This window comes from Streptomyces sp. CNT360 (assembly GCF_000424785.1).
Map to the genome: position 1 here is coordinate 125,684 of NZ_AUKO01000027.1, position 18,030 is coordinate 143,713.

The window sequence follows — 18,030 nt, forward strand, 5'->3', positions numbered from 1 at the left end:
GGCGGACAGTGTGGGACGAGGAGACGGACGAGAGGACTGTGACGATGACAAGACGTGACGGATAGAAGCTGCACGCAGCCGATGCGGCAGTGCGCCGGGCGTGGAATCGGCGGACGTCGCTCCGGTTGCGAAGGCGTTGTGATCGATCACACACGCGAATTTCCGGGGGAGCGCGCAGTGTGTCCATCACGCGGGAAGAAATCCGGGAAAGTCCAGGTTTCCGCAGGTGGAGATCGTGGGCAGTACCCGGGATGGCGTGCGCGGAGCACTACCGGAGACCGTCTATGGTCCTCCTCGGCAGCCGACGTGATCACCTCTTCAGGGGTGCGGTTGGGTGTCGATTGAGTAACAGACCTTGATGTGAGGCAAAATCTCCGCCTCGGGCCGGGCACAAGTCCGGCCTCTCACGCGTTACGTGCGCTGGAGACACCACAGACACCCAGAGGGGGAGAGCGAAACATGGCTACGGATTACGACACTCCACGCAAGACCGACGACGACGTCAATGAAGACAGCATCGAGGAGCTCAAGGCCCGGCGGAACGACAAGTCCGCGACCAACGTCGACGTGGACGAGTTCGAGCAGGCCGAGGGGCTTGAGCTCCCGGGCGCGGACCTCTCCAACGAGGAACTGTCCGTGCGGGTGCTGCCCCGCCAGGCGGACGAGTTCACGTGCATGAGCTGCTTCCTGGTGCACCACCGCTCGCAGCTCGCCGCGGAGAAGAACGGCCAGCCGATCTGCCGCGACTGCGCGGCCTGACCGAGCGGGACTGCTGCCCGTGGCGGTCGACGACGCACGTGACGACGAGCGAGGCCCTCATGACCGGTCGGCCTCGCTCGTGCCGTACGGGGACGGGACGGCGGACGGCTCGGCGCTGTCCGTGAACGAGCACGACAAGCGGTTGCGGCGCGCGCGGGGGCGCCGTACGAGCGCCTTTCTGCGCGTCGTCGCGGACCGCATCATCGAGACCGCGCCGCGTGTGCCGGTGCGGGATCTTCAGACACTGCGCACACAGTTCCCCGGCCTGGGCACCGAGGAGCTCGCCGACAAGCTGGTGGCAGGGGCCACCAAGGGGGCGGCTACCGTCGGCGCAGGGGTGGGAGCCGCCGCCATGCTGCCGGTGCCGCCTGCCATGCCCGCCGAGCTGGCCGCCGAGATCGTCGGTGTGGCCGGCGTCGAGCTGAAGCTGATCGCCGAGCTGCACGAGGTCTACGGCCGACGAGCGCCGGGTAACGCGCGCGAGCGGGCGCTGGCCTATCTGAGCGCGTGGACCGGTGAGCGCGGCATCGAGCTGGCCAGGCCCTCGACCGTGAACGCGGCCATGGGCGGGCAGCTCCGCCGCCGACTGCGGCAGCAGATCATGAAGCGCACGCTGCGCAACCTGCCCAACCTCACGCCCTTCCTGATCGGTGCCGCGGTCGGGGCGTACCTGAACCGGCGGGACACCGCGAAGCTCGCCGCCCGCGTCCGCGCGGACCTGCGTCGCGGTACAGGCGCGTAGGGGGCCGGGGTCCGGGTGCGTGGTTCTCCGCATCCGGGGTCAGGGCAGGGCGTCCTGCCGGGCGGCCCGCAGCGCGGCGGCCAGCTCCTTCGGATGGCGTGTGGAGACGTACACATAGGGCGTCGGGTCCTCCGGGTCGGTCACCTCCACGCGTACCGCCGTGGGCACGTAGCCCCGCAGCACCATGTGCGCGCGGGTGTCCGCCTTGTACGAGCGCCAGGCGCGGGCCTCCTCCGCGTCCAGCGGCTCCGCCTCACCCAGCGCCGACACCGGGATCCGGGCCTCTCCCGCCACCAGGGAGCCGGCCACCACACGCACCCGAACACCGCCGTACGCGCTCACGCAGACGGCCGCCAGCGCCGCGCCGCCCACCAGCCCGCCCAGCAGCGGAAGAGGCCCGAAGGGGAAGAGCATCAGGGCGCAGCCCACACCGATGCCGGCGGCGATCAGCCACCAGGAGCGGGGGGCCGTCAGGCGTTCGTCGTAGGGCGCGGGCGCGGGATCCATGTCTCCAGCTTGGCACGGCGTCCCGGAGGCGCCCGCACGACGGTAAGGTCTGGACGCGTGAGTGCAGTCGATCCCGCCAGTTCCCCGAAGACCTCGCTCGTGCCGCCGCCCGACGCGGTGGCACCGGTGCGTCATCCCGAAGCCCCCGCCCCCGGCACGTTGCTGGGTGCCCATTACGGCATGTGTTTCGGCTGCGGCGAGGAGCAGCCGCACGGCCTGCACCTCCAGGCGCGCGCCGGTGAGGGGGTGAGCGTCGTCGCGGAGTTCACCGTCAGGCCCGCCCACCAGGGCGCTCCCGGCCTCGCCCATGGCGGGGTGCTGACCAGCGCGCTGGACGAGACGCTGGGCTCGCTGAACTGGCTGATGCACGTGATCGCCGTGACGGGCCGGCTGGAGACGGACTTCCTGCTGCCGGTACCGGTGGACACGGTGCTGCACCTCGACGCCCACGTGACCGCCGTGCACGGGCGCAAGATCTACTGCACGGCGACCGGCCGGACGGGCGGCCCCGAAGGGCCGGTGGCTGTGCGCGCCGACGCCGTCTTCATCGAGGTGAAGGTGGAGCACTTCGTCGAGAACGGCCGCCAGGAGGAGATCCAGGCGGCCATGGACGATCCCGACCAGGTCAGGCGCGCCCGCGCCTTCGAGGTGAACCCGTGACCGAACGCGCACCCGTCGACATCCTGCTGCGGCGCACCGACCCCGAGGTGCCCCTGCCCTCCTACCAGCACCCGGGAGACGCGGGGTGCGACCTGGTGACCACCGAGGCCGCGGAGTTGGCGCCGGGGGAGCGGACGGTGCTGCCGACGGGCATCTCCCTGGCCCTCCCGGACGGTTACGCCGCCTTCGTGCACCCGCGGTCCGGCCTGGCGGCCCGCTGCGGCGTCTGTTTGGTGAATGCACCGGGAACGGTGGACGCCGGGTACCGTGGTGAGATCAAGGTGATCGTGGCCAACCTGGATCCGCGCGAGTCCGTGCGGTTCGAGCGGTTCGACCGTATCGCCCAACTCGTTGTCCAGCAGGTGGAGAAGGTGCGGTTCCGCGAGGTCGACCAGTTGCCCGGCTCGGTGCGCGCCGCGGGCGGTTTCGGTTCGACGGGCGGCCATGCGGCAGGCCGACCGGGCCGGCCGGATGCCGCCGCCTCCGAGGAGCCCGGCACCGCCGCGCCGGGCGTACCCCGGGCCGCCGCGCCCGAGGAATCCGGTACCACCCGGCAGCAAGCTGCTCAGCAGAAGGATTACGGTGCGGTCGGTGCCGATCGAGTTTCCGACCTGAGAGGACAGTGACGTGTTCGGACGTCGTCGCAAGAAGAGCGAAGAGCCTGACGAGGGCGGATCGGACGAGTTCGAGACGGAACAGGACGGTCTGGACGAACCGGCCGACGAGGCGGAGACCGACGAGGCCAAGGGCGAGGAGACCAGGGTCAAACTGCCCCCGGCGCCCCGGCCCGACGGTCCCTGGGACATCACCGAGGTGAGCGAGCCCGAGTCCGGCAGGGTCGATCTCGGCGGCATGTTCGTGCCCGGTGTCGAGGGCATGGAACTGCGGGTCGAGGTCGCGGGGGACGCGATCGTCGCCGCCACCGTCGTGCTCCAGGACAGCGCGGTCCAGCTCCAGGCGTTCGCCGCGCCCAAGCGCGAGGGCATCTGGGACGAGGTGCGCGAGGAGATCGCCACGGGCATCACCCAGCAGGGCGGCGTGATCGACGAGACCGAAGGCCCGCTGGGCTGGGAGCTGCGTGCCCAGGTGCCGGTGCAGCTCCCGGACGGGACCGGCGGTGTACAGGTCGTGCGGTTCGTGGGCGTCGACGGCCCGCGCTGGTTCCTGCGCGGCGTGATCTCGGGCCAGGGCGCGGTGCAGCCGGAGGCTGCGGGCATCCTGGAGCAGATCCTCCGTGACACCGTCGTGGTGCGTGGCGAGGGCCCGATGGCCCCGCGGGACCCCATCGTCCTCAAGCTGCCGCAGGACGCACAGATGGTGCCCGACGGTGTGCAGCAGGAGACCGTCGAGGAGGGCTCCCGGTTCGCCGGTGGCCTCGACAAGCTCCAGCGCGGCCCGGAGATCTCCGAGGTGCGCTGACCCCTCCGCGGTACGTACGACGGCCGGGCCCCTCCAGCAGGGGCCCGGCCGTCTCGTGCGTGCGGGGCGGCGACGGGCTCCTGCGCGAGGTGCGTCGCGGGGCTCCGGTGGGCGGCGCATTGCCGCGCCGTCGTGCCCGGACCCGTACTGGCGCGCGTTCGGTCACCCCCAACTCGCGAGCGCAGGGGGGACGTTGACACAGGCGGCGGCGGGCCGCGGGACGCGCCCCATGGTGGAGCTCGCCCAGGTGCACCGCACCTACGGGCGGGGCCCGACCGCGGTGTACGCGCTGCGTGGCGTCCCCCTCACCGTCGCACGCGGGGAACCCGTCGCAGTCCGTGGCCGTTCCGGCTCCGGGAAGACGACGCTGCTCAACCTGGTGGGCGGGCTCGACGTACCCGACGCGGGCCGGGTCACCGTCGACGGCACCGACCTGGCGACGCTCTCGGAGAGCGAGAGCCTTGCGCTGTGCCGCGAGCGGGTCGGCTTCGTCCTCCAGTCCTTCGCGCTGCTGCCCGTCCGCACGGCGGCCGAGGACGTCGGCGTGCCCCTGCGGCTGTGCCGGCTGCCGGTCCCCGCGGGAGGAGCGGGGCGACCTGCTGCTCGCCCTCGTAGGGCTCACACCGAGCACGCCCGGCAGCGCCCGGACGAGCTGTCCGGTGGCCAGCGACAGCGGGTGGCCATCGCTCGCGCGCCGGCCGACCGGCCCGCCCTGCCGCTGGCCGACGAGCCCACCGGCCGGTTGGACGCCGAGACCGGGCACGCCGTGAGCGGGCTGCTGCGCGCCGTGGTCCGCGGTGAGGGCGACGGTGCCGAGCCCGTCACGGCGCTGGTCGCCACCTATGACGAGAGCCCGCTCGACCTCGCCGACCACGTGGTGGAGCTCGCGGACGGCACTAGACGGGCAGCACCGGCGAGGGGGCGGACCCCCGGAGGTGGTGGCTCCCCGCCAGGACGGCACGGATCATCCGGATCGCCCGGTCCGCCCGGTCCGCCCGGTCCGCCCGGTCCGCCCGGTCCGCCCGGTCCGCCCGGTCCGCCCGGGCGAGGGCACCGCGATCCTTACGGAACCCTGACGCCGCGGCGCACGTTCCGGGGAGGGGAAGGAGGTGGCAGCGGTGACAATGGGGGCATGTCGTCTGCAGCTCAGCCGCGGCGGGGTCAGCTTCGGGTCTTCCTCGGGGCGGCGCCTGGGGTCGGCAAGACGTACGCCGTGCTGGCCGAGGCCCACCGCCGTGCGGAGCGGGGCACCGACGTGGTGGTCGGATACGTCGAGCACCACGACCGGCCGCGCACCGAAGCGCTGCTGCACGGCCTCGAACAGATCCCGCGCCGCACGGTCACCCACCGCGGTGCCGAGCTCACCGAGATGGACACGGACGCGGTGCTGGCCCGCTGCCCCGCCGTCGCGGTGGTCGACGAGTTGGCCCACACCAACGCGCCCGGCTCGCGGCACGACAAGCGCTGGCAGGACATCGAGGAACTGCTCGCCGCGGGCATCGACGTCGTCTCCACCGTCAACATCCAGCACCTGGAGTCGCTGGGTGACGTGGTGGAGTCCATCACCGGCGTACGGCAACGCGAAACCGTGCCGGACGAGGTGGTGCGGCGTGCCGACCAGATCGAACTGGTGGACATGTCGCCCCAGGCCCTGCGCCGCCGCCTGGCGCACGGGAACGTCTACGCGCCGGACCGGGTCGACGCCGCGCTGTCCAACTACTTCCGCCCCGGCAACCTGACCGCGCTGCGGGAGCTGGCGCTGCTGTGGACGGCCGACCGGGTCGACGAGTACCTCCAGCAGTACCGCTCCGAGCACCGCATACGCTCCACCTGGCAGGCCCGTGAGCGCATCGTCGTCGGCCTCACGGGCGGGCCCGAGGGGCGCACGCTCGTCCGCCGCGCGGCGCGGATGGCCGCCAAGGGTTCGGGCAGCGAGATCCTCGCCGTCCACATCTCCCGCGCCGACGGTCTCACCCCCGCCTCTCCCAAGGAGCTGGCCGTCCAGCGTTCCCTCGTCGAGGGCCTGGGCGGCACCTACCACCACGTCATCGGGGACGACGTTCCCGAGGCGCTGCTGGAGTTCGCGCGCGGCGTCAACGCGACCCAGATCGTCCTGGGCTCCTCCCGCCGCAAGGCCTGGCAATACGTCTTCGGGCCCGGCGTCGGCGCGACCGTCGCACGCGACTCGGGGCCGGACCTGGACGTCCACATCGTCACCCACGACGAGGTGGCCAAGGGGCGCGGGCTGCCGGTGGCGCGGGCGGCGCGGCTGGGCAGATCCCGCCTCGTCGCCGGCTGGCTGACCGCGCTCGGCGCCCCCGCTCTGCTGACCTTCGCGATGCTGGCGCTGGACCCGGACGTGGGCTTCGCCAACGACGTGCTGCTCTTCCTGGTGCTGACGGTGGCTGCCGGGCTGGTGGGCGGGCTGCTGCCGGCGCTGGCGTCCGCGGCCGTCTGCTCCGCGCTGCTCAACTACTGCTTCACCGACCCCGTGCACACCTGGACCATCAGCAGCGGCCGCAACATCGTCTCGCTGGCCGTCTTCTTCGGGGTGGCCGTCGCCGTGGCCTCGGTGGTGGACCTGGCCGCGCGGCGCACCCAGCAGGCGGCCAGGCTGCGCGCCGAGTCGGAGATCCTCTCCGTCCTGGCGGGCAGCGTGCTGCGCGGTGAGGCCCAGCAGGAGAACGGCGGTCCGGGGGCCAGCCTGGAGGCGCTGCTGGAGCGGGTGCGCGAGACGTTCGCCATGGACTGCGTGGCCCTGCTGGAGCGCGCCGGGGAGCGGGCTCCCTGGACCTGTGCGGGCAGCGTCGGGGTCGCCGAGGACGAGGAGTGGCCGGCCGGACCGGAGGACGGCGACACGGAGATGCCGGTCGGCGACAACATGATGCTGGTCCTGCGCGGCAGGGCGCTGCCCGCGGAGGACCGCAGGGTGCTGGCCGCCTTCGCCGCGCAGGCCGTCGGTGTCCTCGACCGGCAGCGGCTGCTGGGCGAGGCCGAACAGGCGCGCGAGCTGGCCGAGGGCAACCGCATCCGTACCGCCCTGCTGGCCGCCGTCAGCCACGACCTGCGCACCCCGCTCGCCGCCATCAAGGCCTCCGTCTCCTCGCTGCGCTCCGACGACGTGCAGTGGTCGCCGGAGGACGAGGCCGAGCTGCTGGGCGCCATCGAGGAGGGCGCCGACAAGCTGGACAACCTCGTCGGCAACCTGCTGGACATGTCTCGCCTGCACACCGGGACGGTGCGGCCCCTCATCCGGGACATCAGCCTGGAGGAGGTCGTTCCCAGGGCGCTGGGCGGCGTCCCCGAGGGCAGCGTGCGGCTCGCCGTGGCCGAGGCGCTGCCACTGGTCGCCGTCGACCCCGGGCTGCTGGAGCGGACCGTCGCCAACCTGGTGGAGAACGCCGTCAAGTACAGCCCCGACGGCAAGAAGGTGCTCATCAAGGCGAGCGCGCTGGCCGACCGGGTGGAGGTGCGGGTCACCGACCGTGGCCCCGGCGTGCCCGACAGCGACAAGGACCGCATCTTCGAGCCGTTCCAGCGCTACGGGGACGCGCCCGGCGGTGCCGGAGTCGGTCTCGGTCTTGCGGTGGCCCGCGGCTTCGCCGAGGCCATGGACGGCAGCCTGGAGGCGGAGGACACCCCCGGTGGAGGCATGACCATGGTGCTCACGCTGTGCGCGGCGCACGGGCGTGGACCCGTACGCCCGCGCACGCCGGCGCGCACCGACGCACCGCTCCAGCTCCGGCGCAACCGGGTCTGAGCGGTCACAACCGAAGGACCGGGAGGAAGCAAGCATGCACCGGGTGCTCGTGGTCGACGACGAGCCGCAGATCGTCCGCGCCCTCGTCATCAACCTCAAGGCGCGCAAGTACGAGGTGGACGCGGCGCACGACGGCGCCACCGCCCTGCGGCTGGCCGCCGACCGCCACCCCGATGTCGTCATCCTCGACCTGGGCCTGCCCGACATGGACGGTGTGGACGTCATCCGCGGCATCCGCGGCTGGACGCGCATACCGATCCTGGTGCTCTCCGCCCGGCAGACCTCCGACGAGAAGGTCGAAGCCCTCGACGCGGGTGCCGACGACTACGTGACCAAGCCGTTCGGGATGGACGAGCTGCTGGCCCGGCTGCGCGCCGCCGTCCGCAGGGCCGAACCGCCCGCCGGGGTGCCCGACGGCGCCGGCGTCATCGAGACCGGCACCTTCACGGTGGACCTGGCCGCGAAGAAGGTGCGGCGCGGCGGCGACGACGTCCGGCTCACGCCCACCGAGTGGCACCTGCTGGAGGTGCTGGTGCGCAGCCCCGGCCGCCTGGTGAGCCAGAAGCAGCTGCTCAAGGAGGTCTGGGGCCCCTCGTACGGCACCGAGACCAACTATTTGCGCGTCTACATGGCTCAGCTCCGCCGCAAACTGGAGACCGACCCCGCCCACCCCCGGCACTTCGTCACCGAGGCCGGCATGGGCTACCGGTTCGAGAAGTGACCCCTCCGTCCCGCGACGCGACCGGCCGGCGAGCCGCGCCGACGGGCCGTCGCCAGGGGAAACAGCGGGGGTTGCAGGCGGGTACCCTGGCCGTTATGACTGGCGCCACCCGAGAGCAGCGGGGCACCGGAAGCGGGCGTTTCCGGCGGTTTCTGGAACGGCTCTCCTCCTCCGAGGAGGACCTGCGCTCCGCCGAACTGCGCGAGGAAGCCGAGGACACCGGCTGTACCCGGATCTCCGAGTGCAGCGACCGCGACATGGTGCGGGTGACCGGTACGCTGCGCACTGTGACGCTGCGGCCGCGCGCCGGGGTCCCGACGCTGGAGGCCGAGCTGTTCGACGGGTCGGCGCCGTTGGACGTCGTCTGGCTGGGCCGCCGCTCCATCGCGGGCATCGAGCCGGGCCGCAAGCTGATCGTCTGGGGACGGATCACCACCAGTCACGGCCGTCCCGTGATGTTCAATCCCAAGTACGAGCTGCGACCCCTCGGACAGGAGTAGCGGGTGATTCCTCCCGACAAGCAGACCGAACCGGCGGAGGCGGCCGACCGGAGCGGCGCCAGACCGCCGGGGGCCGAGCCAGGCGCCTCGGAGCGGGCCGGCAGCGCCGGTGACCGGTCCGTCGCCGACGGGCTCGGTGCCGACCGGTCCGATGCGGCCCGTGCCGGTGCCGGACAGCCGGCCGAGGAGACCGGCTCGCAGGCGGTGACCGAGGCCGCCTTGTTCGAGGCGTTCGGCGGCATTCGCGGGCTGATCGAGACCACCGTTCCCGGCCTGGTCTTCATCGCGATGTACACGGTGAACAAGGACATCCGCACCGCCGCCATCACCTCCCTGGTGATCTCCGGCGTGATGGTCGTCGTCCGCCTGCTGCGCAAGGACACCGTCAAGCACGCGTTCAGCGGGATCTTCGGCGTCGGCTTCGGTGTGCTGTTCGCGATGATGACCGGCAATGCCAAGGACTTCTACCTGCCGGGCATGCTGTACACGCTCGGCCTGGCACTCGGCTACATCGTCACCTCCCTTGCCGGCGTCCCGCTGCTCGGTCTGGTCCTCGGCCCGGTGTTCAAGGAGAACCTCTCCTGGCGCAAGCGCAACCCCGGCCGCAAAAAGGCGTACACAAAGGCCAGTTACGCCTGGGGATTCATCCTGCTCGGCAAGTCGGCGGTGCTCTTTCCGCTCTACTTCTGGGGCGACACCACCCAGTTCGGCTGGGTGACGGTCATACTGAAGATTCCGCCCTTCCTGCTGGCCGTCTACCTCACCTGGATCTTCCTGGCGAAGGCGCCGCCGCCGATCAACGTCCTCGCCGAGATGGAGGCCGAGGAGGACGCCGCCAAGTCCGAGAAGGCAGCCGCGAAGGCGGCTGCGGCCGAGGCGGGCACCTCCGGACGCCACCGCCGCTGACCCCCGCCCCCGGGCCGCACCCGATGGCCCGACCGGGCTCTTCCGGTGCGACGCCCCCGCTCACGGGGAAGCCTTCCTACGGACAGCCGGACAGCCGGACAGCCGGACAGCCGGACAGCCCGGAGACCGGCGAGCCGACGGGCGAGAGGGAGGCGGTGCGGCATGGTGACGGGGCCGACGGGTACCGGACGGGCCCGGCGTGGCACCCCGCGTCGGACGGTACTTGCTGTCGCTGGTGGCGCGGTACTCACCGGAGCCGGTGCGCTCGGTGGGTGCCGGACGGACGGGGCGGGCGGCCCCGACGGGGACGCCTCACCCTTCACAGGGGAGCGGCAGCGGGGCGACCACGTACTGGCCGTGAAGGTCGACAACGTCCCGGCGGCGCGCCCGCAGTCGGGCCTGGCGGACGCCGACATCGTCTGCACCGAGCAGGTCGAGGCGGGTCTCAGCCGCATCCTGGCCGTGTTCGCCTCGACGATCCCCGCAACCATCGGCCCCGTCCGCAGCGCGCGGGAGTCCGACATCGAGCTGCTGCGTCAGTTCGGCGAGCCGGCCCTGGCGTTCTCCGGCGTCCAGCACAGGCTGCTGCCTCTCCTGCGGAAGGCCCCGCTGCGCCTGCTGTCGCCCGGCGAACTGGGCGACGGCTACGAGCGGCACGCGGACCGCAGCGCCCCGCACAACCTGTACCTGCGCGGCCGCCGTGCCGAGCGGGCCGCCAGCGGGGCCTCCGCGCCCCGCGACATCGGCTTCCGCTTCGGTGAGGCACCCGAGGGCGGACGTGACACGGCTCGGGAGACCGTCCGCTACCCGGCTGCGTCCTTCACCTTCACCTGGTCGAAGGAACGCCGACGCTGGCTGGTGGAGATGGACGGCACACCCGCGCGACACGGTGCCGACGGTGACAGGGGGCCGGAGCCCGCCACCGTGGTGATCCAGTACGTGACCGTCCGCCCCTCCGCGTACCGCGACAGCGGCGGCAGCGTCACCCCGTACACGGAGACGGTGGGCTCGGGCCGCGCGCGGGTGCTGCGGGACGGCAAGGCGTACGAGGCCCACTGGTCGCGCCCCTCGGCGGGCGGAGGCACCACCTTCACCACCGCCCAGGGGCATGGACTCCCGTTCGCGCGTGGACCCGTCTGGGTCGCCCTGGTGCGCGCCGACTGAAGCCGCGCCCGCCGCGGCGTGCGTACGCCCGTGCCCGTCCTCCTGCGGTCCCGGCTGGACTAGGAGCGGGCGGAGAGCAGCTCCTCAAGCTGCTCCTCGCGGATTGGCGCCGCCACGAAGAGCAGCTCGTCGCCGACCTCTAGGGCGTCGTCCCGGTCCGGAGTGAGCACGCGGTTGCCGCGGATGATGGTGACCAGCGAGGTGTCCTCGGGCCAGTTCACGTCACCGACGCGAGTGCCGGCCAGCGTCGACTCGGGCGGCAGGGTCAGCTCCACCAGGTTGGCGTCGCCCTGCGAGAAGCGCATCAGCCGCACCAGGTCGCCGACGCTGACGGCCTCCTCGACGAGTGCCGACATCAGGCGCGGCGTCGAGACGGCGACGTCCACGCCCCACGACTCGTTGAACAGCCACTCGTTCTTCGGGTTGTTGACGCGGGCGACGACGCGAGGCACGCCGTACTCGGTCTTGGCCAGCAAGGAGACAACCAGGTTGACCTTGTCGTCACCCGTCGCGGCGATCACCGTGTGGCAGCGCTCCAGCGCCGCCTCGTCGAGCGAGGTGATCTCGCAGGCGTCCGCCAGCAGCCACTCGGCCTGCGGCACCCGCTCGACGGAGATCGCCGTCGGTGCCTTGTCGATCAGCAGGACCTCGTGCCCGTTCTCCAGCAGCTCACCCGCGATGGACCGGCCGACGGCCCCGGCTCCAGCGATCGCGACCCTCATGCCGCATTCCCCTTGTTCGCTTCGCTCACGATTCCGGTCCCACAGCAAATACTTCTTCGACCCGGGCGACGTCCTCGCAGCGCATCATCACATGCACCAGGTCGCCCTCCTGCAGCACCGTCTGGGAGGTGGGCAGCACGGCCTCGCCCAGGCGGGTGAGGAACGCGATACGCACGCCGGCCTCCTCCTGGAGCCTGCTCACGCGCTGCCCCACCCATGCCGGGGACGTGTCGACCTCGGCGAGCTGCACCGCACCGCTCGGGTCCCGCCACAGCGGCTCGGCCCCCGAGGGCAGCAGGCGGCGCAGCATCTGGTCGGCGGTCCAGCGCACGGTCGCCACCGTGGGGATGCCCAGGCGCTGGTAGACCTCGGCACGCCGCGGGTCGTAGATCCGCGCGGCCACGTGCGTTGTGCCGAACATCTCACGTGCCACCCGGGCCGCGATGATGTTGGAGTTGTCGCCGCTGCTGACCGCGGCGAACGCACCGGCCTCCTCTATCCCGGCCTCGCGCAGGGTGTCCTGGTCGAAGCCGATGCCTGTGACCCGACGGCCGCCGAAGCCCGAGCCGAGGCGGCGGAAGGCGGTCGGGTCACGGTCGATGACCGCCACCGTGTGGCCCTGTCGCTCCAGGGTCTGCGCGAGCTCCGCTCCTACTCGTCCGCAGCCCATGATCACAATGTGCAACGCCCGTCCCTTCGTCCCGTACAGCGGGCCGTCTCAGCATCGCACGACTGACCGCATACGATCCTCTGCGTGTCCAGGATGACCGACGTACCGAAACGACTTCTCCTCGGGAGGGCGCTCCGCAGCGACAGGCTCGGCGAGACGCTTCTGCCCAAGCGTCTCGCCCTCCCCGTCTTCGCCTCGGACCCGCTCTCTTCCGTGGCCTACGCCCCCGGCGAGGTGTTGCTGGTCCTCTCGGTCGCGGGAGCCTCGGCCTACAGCTTCAGCCCGTGGATCGCGGTCGCCGTCGTCGTACTGATGTTCACGGTCGTGGCCTCCTACCGGCAGAACGTCCGCGCCTACCCGAGCGGCGGCGGTGATTACGAGGTGGCGACCACCAACCTCGGACGCAGAGCGGGCCTGACCGTCGCCAGCGCGCTGCTGGTCGACTACGTCCTCACCGTGGCGGTCTCCATCTCCTCCGGGGTGGAGAACCTCGGCTCGGCCATCCCCTTCGTCGTCGAACACAAGACCTTCTGCGCGGTCGCGGTCATCGTGCTGCTGACCCTGATGAACCTGCGCGGGGTACGCGAGTCCGGCAAACTCTTCGCCGTCCCCACCTACTGCTTCGTCGTCGGTGTCTTCGCCCTGCTCCTCTGGGGGCTGGTGCGCGGCCTGCTGCTGGGCGACGAGATGCGCGCCCCCACCGCCGACTACCACCTCCACACCGAGCAGCACGGCATCGCCGGGTTCGCGCTGGCGTTCCTGCTGCTGCGGGCCTTCTCCTCGGGCTGCGCCGCGCTCACCGGTGTCGAGGCGATCAGCAACGGCGTGCCCGCCTTCCGCAAGCCCAAGTCGAGGAACGCGGCGACGACGCTGGCGCTCATGGGCGCGCTCGCCGTCACCATGTTCTGCGGCATCATCGCATTCGCCCTCGTCACGCACGTGAAGATGGCGGAGAACCCGGCGAAGGACCTGCTGATCGACGGTCACCCGGCGGGGGAGGGCTACACCCAGAACCCGGTGATCTCCCAGGTCGCCGCCGCGGTGTTCGGCGACGGCACGGCCCCGTTCGTCTTCCTGGCCGCCGCCACCGCGCTGGTGCTGTTCCTGGCGGCCAACACCGCCTACAACGGCTTCCCGCTGCTCGGCTCCATCCTGGCGCAGGACCGGTACCTGCCGCGTCAGTTGCACACCCGCGGAGACCGCCTCGCCTTCTCCAACGGCATCGTGCTGCTGGCCGGCGCGGCCGCGATACTCGTGGTGGTCTACGGGGCCGACTCCACCCGCCTCATCCAGCTCTACATCGTGGGGGTGTTCGTCTCCTTCACGCTCAGCCAGACCGGCATGGTCCGCCACTGGAACCGGCTGCTGACCACGGAGAACGACCCGGGGCGCCGCCGCCACATGCACCGCTCACGGGCCATCAACACCTTCGGCGCCCTCCTGACGGGCCTGGTGCTGGTCGTCGTCCTGGTGACGAAGTTCACGCACGGCGCCTGGGTCTCGCTGATGGGCATGGCCCTCTTCTACGCCGTGATGACGGCCATCCGCCGCCACTACGACGGGGTCCTGGAGGAGCTCGCGGCGGACGAGACGGCCGAACCGCAGCTCAGGCCCGCGCGGGTTCACTCGTTCGTGCTCGTATCCAAGATCCACAAGCCGACGCTGCGGGCTCTGCGCTACGCCAAGCTGATGCGCTCCGACACCTTGGAGGCCGTCACCGTCAACGTCGACCACGCCGAGACGGAACAGCTTCGCCGGGAGTGGGAGGACAGCGGCATCGACATCCCGCTCACCATCCTCGACTCGCCCTACCGCGAGATCTCGCGCCCCGTCATCGACTACGTCAAGCGGCTCCGCCAGGAGCAGCCCCGCGACGTCGTCAGCGTCTTCATCCCCGAATACGTCGTCGGCCGCTGGTACGAGCACCTGTTGCACAATCAAAGCGCGCTCCGGCTCAAGGGCCGGCTGCTGTTCACCCCCGGTGTGATGGTCACCTCGGTGCCCTTCCAGCTGGAGTCCTCCGAGCTCGCCAAGCGGCGGGCCCGCAAGCGGGAGCAGTGGAACGCGCCCGGCTCCGTGCGGCGCGGACCGGTGATCCCGCCCCGCAAGGTCGGCCGGGACGGCCGGGACGGCGGCGTTGACGGCGGGGGGAGCCTGACGCGGCAGCGCGGCAAGGAGTCCGGCAAGTAGACTCGGCCGCCGCGGCCGCGACCGCCCACCCGATGTCCCGGAGCCCCGCCGAGGCGCCGTTTCCCTGTTTCCCCTGGAGCTACTTCCTCATGCCCGAAGCCAGCGCGTCCGCTCACGTGCCCGGGAAGGGCGCCGCCTCCTCCACGGGAGACGCCGCCCCTTCTCTCGTGGGGGAGGAGTACGAGGTCGAGGTCGGCCCGGTGGCGCACGGCGGCCACTGCGTCGCCCGCACCGGGAGCGGCCAGGTGCTCTTCGTACGGCACACGCTGCCGGGGGAGCGCGTCGTCGCCCGGGTGACCGAGGGACACGCCGACTCCCGCTTCCTGCGCGCCGACGCGGTACGGGTGATCGAGCCCGCCAAGGAGCGCATCGAGGCGCCCTGTCCGTTCTCCGGTCCGGGGCGCTGCGGCGGCTGCGACTGGCAGCACGTCAAACCCGGTGCGCAGCGCCGGCTCAAGGCCGACGTCCTGACCGAACAGCTCCAGCGGCTGGCCGGCCTGACCCCCGAGGACGTCTCCTGGGACGGCACCGTCGAGCCCGCACCCGGTGACAAGGTCGCCCCCGGCGAGGTCCCCGCCTGGCGCACCCGCGTGCACTACACCGTCGACGCCGAGGGCCATCCGGGCCTGCTCAAGCACCGCTCGCACGAGGTGCAGCGCATCGACCACTGCCTGATCGCCGCCCCCGGCGTCGAGGAGTTGGGCGTCGAGGCCCGCCAGTGGCCGCAGATCGCGTCCGTCGATGCGATCGCCGCCACCGGGTCCGCCGACCGCCAGGTGATCCTCACCCCGCGCCCCGGCGGCCGCCTTCCCCTCGTGGAGCTCGACCGTGAGGTCTCCGTCCTCCGCGTCGGCGAACGGGACCGTGCCGTCCACCGCGTGCACGGACGTGACTTCGTCCGCGAACGTGCCGACGGCCGCACCTGGCGGGTCGGCGAGGGCGGCTTCTGGCAGGTCCACCCGCAGGCCGCCGAGGTCCTCGTCGACGCCGTCATGCGCGGCCTCACCCCGCGCAAGGGCGAGACGGCCCTCGATCTGTACTGCGGCGTCGGCCTGTTCGCCGGCGCACTGGCCGACCGCATCGGCGAACAGGGCGCTGTCCTCGGTATCGAGTCCGACAAGCGGGCCGTCGCCGACGCCCGCAAGAACCTCTCCGAGTTCCCGCGGGTCCGCGTCGAAGCGGGCAAGGTCGAGAAGGTGCTGCCCCGCACCGGCATCACCGAGGCCGACCTCGTCGTCCTCGACCCGCCCCGTACGGGCGCCGGCAGAGCCCTCGTCGACCGCATCGCCTCCCTCGGCCCCCGCCGCATCGCCTACGTCGCCTGCGATCCCGCGGCCCTCTCCCGCGACCTCTCCTACTTCGCCCGGGCCGCCTACCGCCCCCGCTTCCTGCGGGCCTTCGACCTGTTCCCGATGACGCATCACATGGAGTGCGTGGCGGTGTTGGAGCCGGTGGGGAAGGGGTCCTGAACTGCGGGTTCGAGTGGTGTGCGTTATGTGCGGAGTGGGCGTTACGGGCGATATCTTGACGCTGAAATGACGCTCTCCGAGGTATCTTGACGCTCGTTGATCATGGTCGAGGTGGAGCTCTGAGCTGGCCATGCGCTGGCCAGTTCGCGGAGGTGGGCTGACGGCAGGGCAGCGACGACGAGGAGGGTGCGCGTGCCCATGGACCCTCGTACTCGTTGCGAACGCTCGACCCGCACAGTTGGGGCTCACGTCTGCGTCGGGAGAGGGACTCGACCCATATTCCCACCCGATCGTCCTGGTCGGGGGCATTTCCCTCTGTCAGTAGCGGGCGAACGGAGGCGTTGAGCCGTCCAGGCTGATGGCGACGGTGGACCGGGCGCTGGCCGGGCTGCAAACGGATACGTTGCGAATCCTCCAGGGTCCATGACGACGCGAGGGTAAAGTTCCTGGTCAGGGTAGCTAGCGGAGGGGACTGAGGCCCCGGTTCTGCAGCGAGCCTCCGGTAGTGCATTCGCGCTGGTCAGTGAGGTCCTGACTACGTGGACGGCAAGCGGCTCTCCTCTGGCCGTCATCAACCCTGGAGGGTTCGCAACAGGCCGGGCGGCAGGCGGACACCGACCCGGAGCGGGGCCTTAGAATTCATCTCATTTGGTGAGTCTGTGGTAGCAGATGAGGGTGCAGGCGATGCTGGTGAAGGCGAGGAAGTGCTCGGCTTTGCGTTCGTAGCGGCGGTGGAGTCGACGGCATCCGGCGAGCCAGGCCATCGTGCGTTCGACGGTCCAGCGGTGACGTCCCAGTCGCTGGGAGTTCTCGATGCCCTTACGCGCGATGCGGTGGGTGATGCTGCGCTCGCGTAACCATCGGCGCAGGTGGGAGTAGTCGTAGCCCTTGTCGGCGTGAAGCTTGCCGGGCTTGCGCCGTCGGGGACCCCGGCGGGAGCGGACCGGAGGTATGCCCTTCACCAGGGGATTCAGGGCCTGGCTGTCGTGCAGGTTCGCTCCCGAGATGCAGGCGGACAGGGGCAGACCGGTCCGCTCGGTGATCAAGTGGATCTTCGAGCCGTACTTGCCCCGGTCCACAGGATTCGGACCCGTCAGGTCCCCCTTTTCGTCGCCCGCATGTTCACCGAGTCGGCCGCACACCGCGACCAGTCCAATTCGCCGCGGGAGCCGAGTTCATCCAGGACCAGGCGGTGCAGCTTGGCCCACACCCGGGCCTTCGACCACTCCGAAAAACGACGGTTGGCGGTAGCCCCCGACGGCCCGAACGATGCAGCAGGCACCTGCTGCCACGTGCAGCCCGACGTCGCCACGAACACGATCGCCGCCAGCACCTCCCGATCACCATGACGGCGCCGATCCCCACCTTGAGGCCGTGATGGCGCCTCCGGCACAACCCGCTGGAACAACTCCCACAACTCATCCGGCACCAGCCGCTCAACGATCCCCACCACAGCCAACAGCCTACTCAACCAAATGAGATGACTTTTAACTGATCATTTCAGAATGAGTTCAGCTCACAGGCTTGGCAGTTGGGCTGGTCGGCGGCAGAGTCGTGCGGGTGTCGGATGATCTGGTGCCTGATGATCTGTGGGATCGTGTCGCTCCGTTGCTCCCGCCTCGTCCGCCGCGGCGTCGGCGGTACCCGGGCCGCCTGCCGGCGGAGGACCGTGCGGCTCTGCGCGGGATCGTCTACGTGCTGCGCACGGGTGTGGCCTGGGCGGACGTGCCGACCGAGACGATCGGCTGCAGCGGGGTGACGTGCTGGCGGCGCCTGCGGGACTGGGCCGAGGCCGGCATCTGGCCCCGCCTGCACGAGATCCCCCTCGCGGAACTCCGCAA

At 71.4% G+C, this 18,030-nt stretch carries 17 protein-coding genes and 1 pseudogene; 14 read left to right on the forward strand and 4 right to left on the reverse strand.

What is annotated here, in order from left to right; translation table 11 throughout:
* The first annotated feature begins 459 nt into the window (after positions 1 to 459).
* Positions 460 to 759, forward strand: coding sequence for a DUF4193 domain-containing protein (locus H297_RS0120810; RefSeq protein WP_027738634.1), 300 nt, complete (start codon positions 460 to 462; stop codon positions 757 to 759).
* A 19-nt stretch (positions 760 to 778) separates the two neighbouring features.
* Positions 779 to 1,501, forward strand: a complete 723-nt coding sequence (locus tag H297_RS0120815; RefSeq protein ID WP_027738635.1) for a hypothetical protein — start codon at positions 779 to 781, stop codon at positions 1,499 to 1,501.
* Between the two features lie 39 nt (positions 1,502 to 1,540).
* On the opposite strand, the gene H297_RS0120820 is transcribed toward H297_RS0120815, so the two are convergent.
* Positions 1,541 to 2,008, reverse strand: a complete 468-nt coding sequence (locus H297_RS0120820; RefSeq protein WP_027738636.1) for a DUF3093 domain-containing protein — start codon at positions 2,006 to 2,008, stop codon at positions 1,541 to 1,543.
* A 57-nt stretch (positions 2,009 to 2,065) separates the two neighbouring features.
* Here H297_RS0120820 and H297_RS0120825 point away from each other — a divergent pair, with 57 nt between their 5' ends.
* From H297_RS0120825 to H297_RS0120860, 9 genes and pseudogenes are all read left to right on the forward strand, one after another.
* Positions 2,066 to 2,668, forward strand: a complete 603-nt coding sequence (locus H297_RS0120825; protein WP_051352039.1) for a PaaI family thioesterase — start codon at positions 2,066 to 2,068, stop codon at positions 2,666 to 2,668.
* Complete coding sequence (gene dut, locus H297_RS0120830; protein ID WP_027738638.1) at positions 2,665 to 3,294, forward strand: dUTP diphosphatase; 630 nt, start codon at positions 2,665 to 2,667, stop codon at positions 3,292 to 3,294. Before H297_RS0120825 ends, dut begins: the two co-directional genes overlap by 4 nt.
* A 1-nt stretch (position 3,295) precedes the next feature.
* The gene (locus tag H297_RS0120835) at positions 3,296 to 4,087 is read left to right on the forward strand and encodes a DUF3710 domain-containing protein (RefSeq protein WP_027738639.1); all 792 of its coding nucleotides are present in this window, start codon (positions 3,296 to 3,298) and stop codon (positions 4,085 to 4,087) included.
* A 229-nt stretch (positions 4,088 to 4,316) separates the two neighbouring features.
* A pseudogene (locus tag H297_RS44435) lies at positions 4,317 to 4,811 on the forward strand (ABC transporter ATP-binding protein); the annotation flags it as partial.
* Positions 4,812 to 5,219: 408 nt separating this feature from the next.
* Positions 5,220 to 7,847, forward strand: coding sequence for a sensor histidine kinase (locus H297_RS0120840; protein WP_027738640.1), 2,628 nt, complete (start codon positions 5,220 to 5,222; stop codon positions 7,845 to 7,847).
* A gap of 34 nt (positions 7,848 to 7,881) precedes the next feature.
* Entirely contained in the window at positions 7,882 to 8,568 is a 687-nt protein-coding gene (locus H297_RS0120845; RefSeq protein ID WP_027738641.1) for a response regulator, read from the forward strand.
* A 95-nt stretch (positions 8,569 to 8,663) separates the two neighbouring features.
* Entirely contained in the window at positions 8,664 to 9,068 is a 405-nt protein-coding gene (locus H297_RS0120850) for an OB-fold nucleic acid binding domain-containing protein (RefSeq protein ID WP_027738642.1), read from the forward strand.
* Positions 9,069 to 9,272: 204 nt separating this feature from the next.
* Entirely contained in the window at positions 9,273 to 9,974 is a 702-nt protein-coding gene (locus H297_RS37560) for a DUF3159 domain-containing protein (protein WP_051352046.1), read from the forward strand.
* Positions 9,975 to 10,136: 162 nt separating this feature from the next.
* The gene (locus H297_RS0120860) at positions 10,137 to 11,138 is read left to right on the forward strand and encodes a DUF3048 domain-containing protein (protein ID WP_027738643.1); all 1,002 of its coding nucleotides are present in this window, start codon (positions 10,137 to 10,139) and stop codon (positions 11,136 to 11,138) included.
* 59 nt (positions 11,139 to 11,197) lie between these two features.
* Here H297_RS0120860 and H297_RS0120865 read toward each other — a convergent pair whose 3' ends face one another.
* Positions 11,198 to 11,860: a potassium channel family protein gene (locus H297_RS0120865; protein ID WP_027738644.1), complete on the reverse strand. Its 663-nt coding sequence runs from the start codon at positions 11,858 to 11,860 to the stop codon at positions 11,198 to 11,200.
* Positions 11,861 to 11,885: 25 nt separating this feature from the next.
* Complete coding sequence (locus tag H297_RS0120870) at positions 11,886 to 12,545, reverse strand: potassium channel family protein (RefSeq protein ID WP_027738645.1); 660 nt, start codon at positions 12,543 to 12,545, stop codon at positions 11,886 to 11,888.
* Between the two features lie 69 nt (positions 12,546 to 12,614).
* Here H297_RS0120870 and H297_RS37565 point away from each other — a divergent pair, with 69 nt between their 5' ends.
* The gene (locus tag H297_RS37565; RefSeq protein WP_486589593.1) at positions 12,615 to 14,720 is read left to right on the forward strand and encodes an APC family permease; all 2,106 of its coding nucleotides are present in this window, start codon (positions 12,615 to 12,617) and stop codon (positions 14,718 to 14,720) included.
* Between the two features lie 89 nt (positions 14,721 to 14,809).
* Positions 14,810 to 16,189, forward strand: coding sequence for a class I SAM-dependent RNA methyltransferase (locus H297_RS0120880; RefSeq protein ID WP_486589594.1), 1,380 nt, complete (start codon positions 14,810 to 14,812; stop codon positions 16,187 to 16,189).
* A gap of 644 nt (positions 16,190 to 16,833) precedes the next feature.
* Here the strand turns inward: H297_RS0120880 and H297_RS42840 are convergent.
* Positions 16,834 to 17,633 (reverse strand): IS5 family transposase gene (locus H297_RS42840; RefSeq protein WP_486589597.1). Its coding sequence is split into 2 segments (ribosomal slippage): positions 16,834 to 17,295 and positions 17,298 to 17,633, totalling 798 coding nucleotides; the frame shifts between segments, so codons are not numbered across the junction.
* Between the two features lie 116 nt (positions 17,634 to 17,749).
* Here H297_RS42840 and H297_RS43315 point away from each other — a divergent pair.
* On the forward strand, positions 17,750 to 18,030 hold a 281-nt coding region (locus tag H297_RS43315; RefSeq protein ID WP_486589595.1), incomplete at its 3' end, for a transposase.

Excerpts from the sequence above, each read along its gene's own strand:
- H297_RS0120845 (WP_027738641.1), top strand. The coding sequence starts at position 7,882 with ATGCACCGGGTGCTCGTGGTCGACGACGAGCCGCAGATCGTCCGCGCC.
- H297_RS0120840 (WP_027738640.1), top strand. The coding sequence starts at position 5,220 with ATGTCGTCTGCAGCTCAGCCGCGGCGGGGTCAGCTTCGGGTCTTCCTC.
- H297_RS0120850 (WP_027738642.1), top strand. The coding sequence starts at position 8,664 with ATGACTGGCGCCACCCGAGAGCAGCGGGGCACCGGAAGCGGGCGTTTC.
- H297_RS0120880 (WP_486589594.1), top strand. The coding sequence starts at position 14,810 with ATGCCCGAAGCCAGCGCGTCCGCTCACGTGCCCGGGAAGGGCGCCGCC.
- H297_RS0120820 (WP_027738636.1), bottom strand. The coding sequence starts at position 2,008 with ATGGATCCCGCGCCCGCGCCCTACGACGAACGCCTGACGGCCCCCCGC.
- H297_RS0120865 (WP_027738644.1), bottom strand. The coding sequence starts at position 11,860 with ATGAGGGTCGCGATCGCTGGAGCCGGGGCCGTCGGCCGGTCCATCGCG.
- H297_RS0120810 (WP_027738634.1), top strand. The coding sequence starts at position 460 with ATGGCTACGGATTACGACACTCCACGCAAGACCGACGACGACGTCAAT.
- H297_RS0120860 (WP_027738643.1), top strand. The coding sequence starts at position 10,137 with ATGGTGACGGGGCCGACGGGTACCGGACGGGCCCGGCGTGGCACCCCG.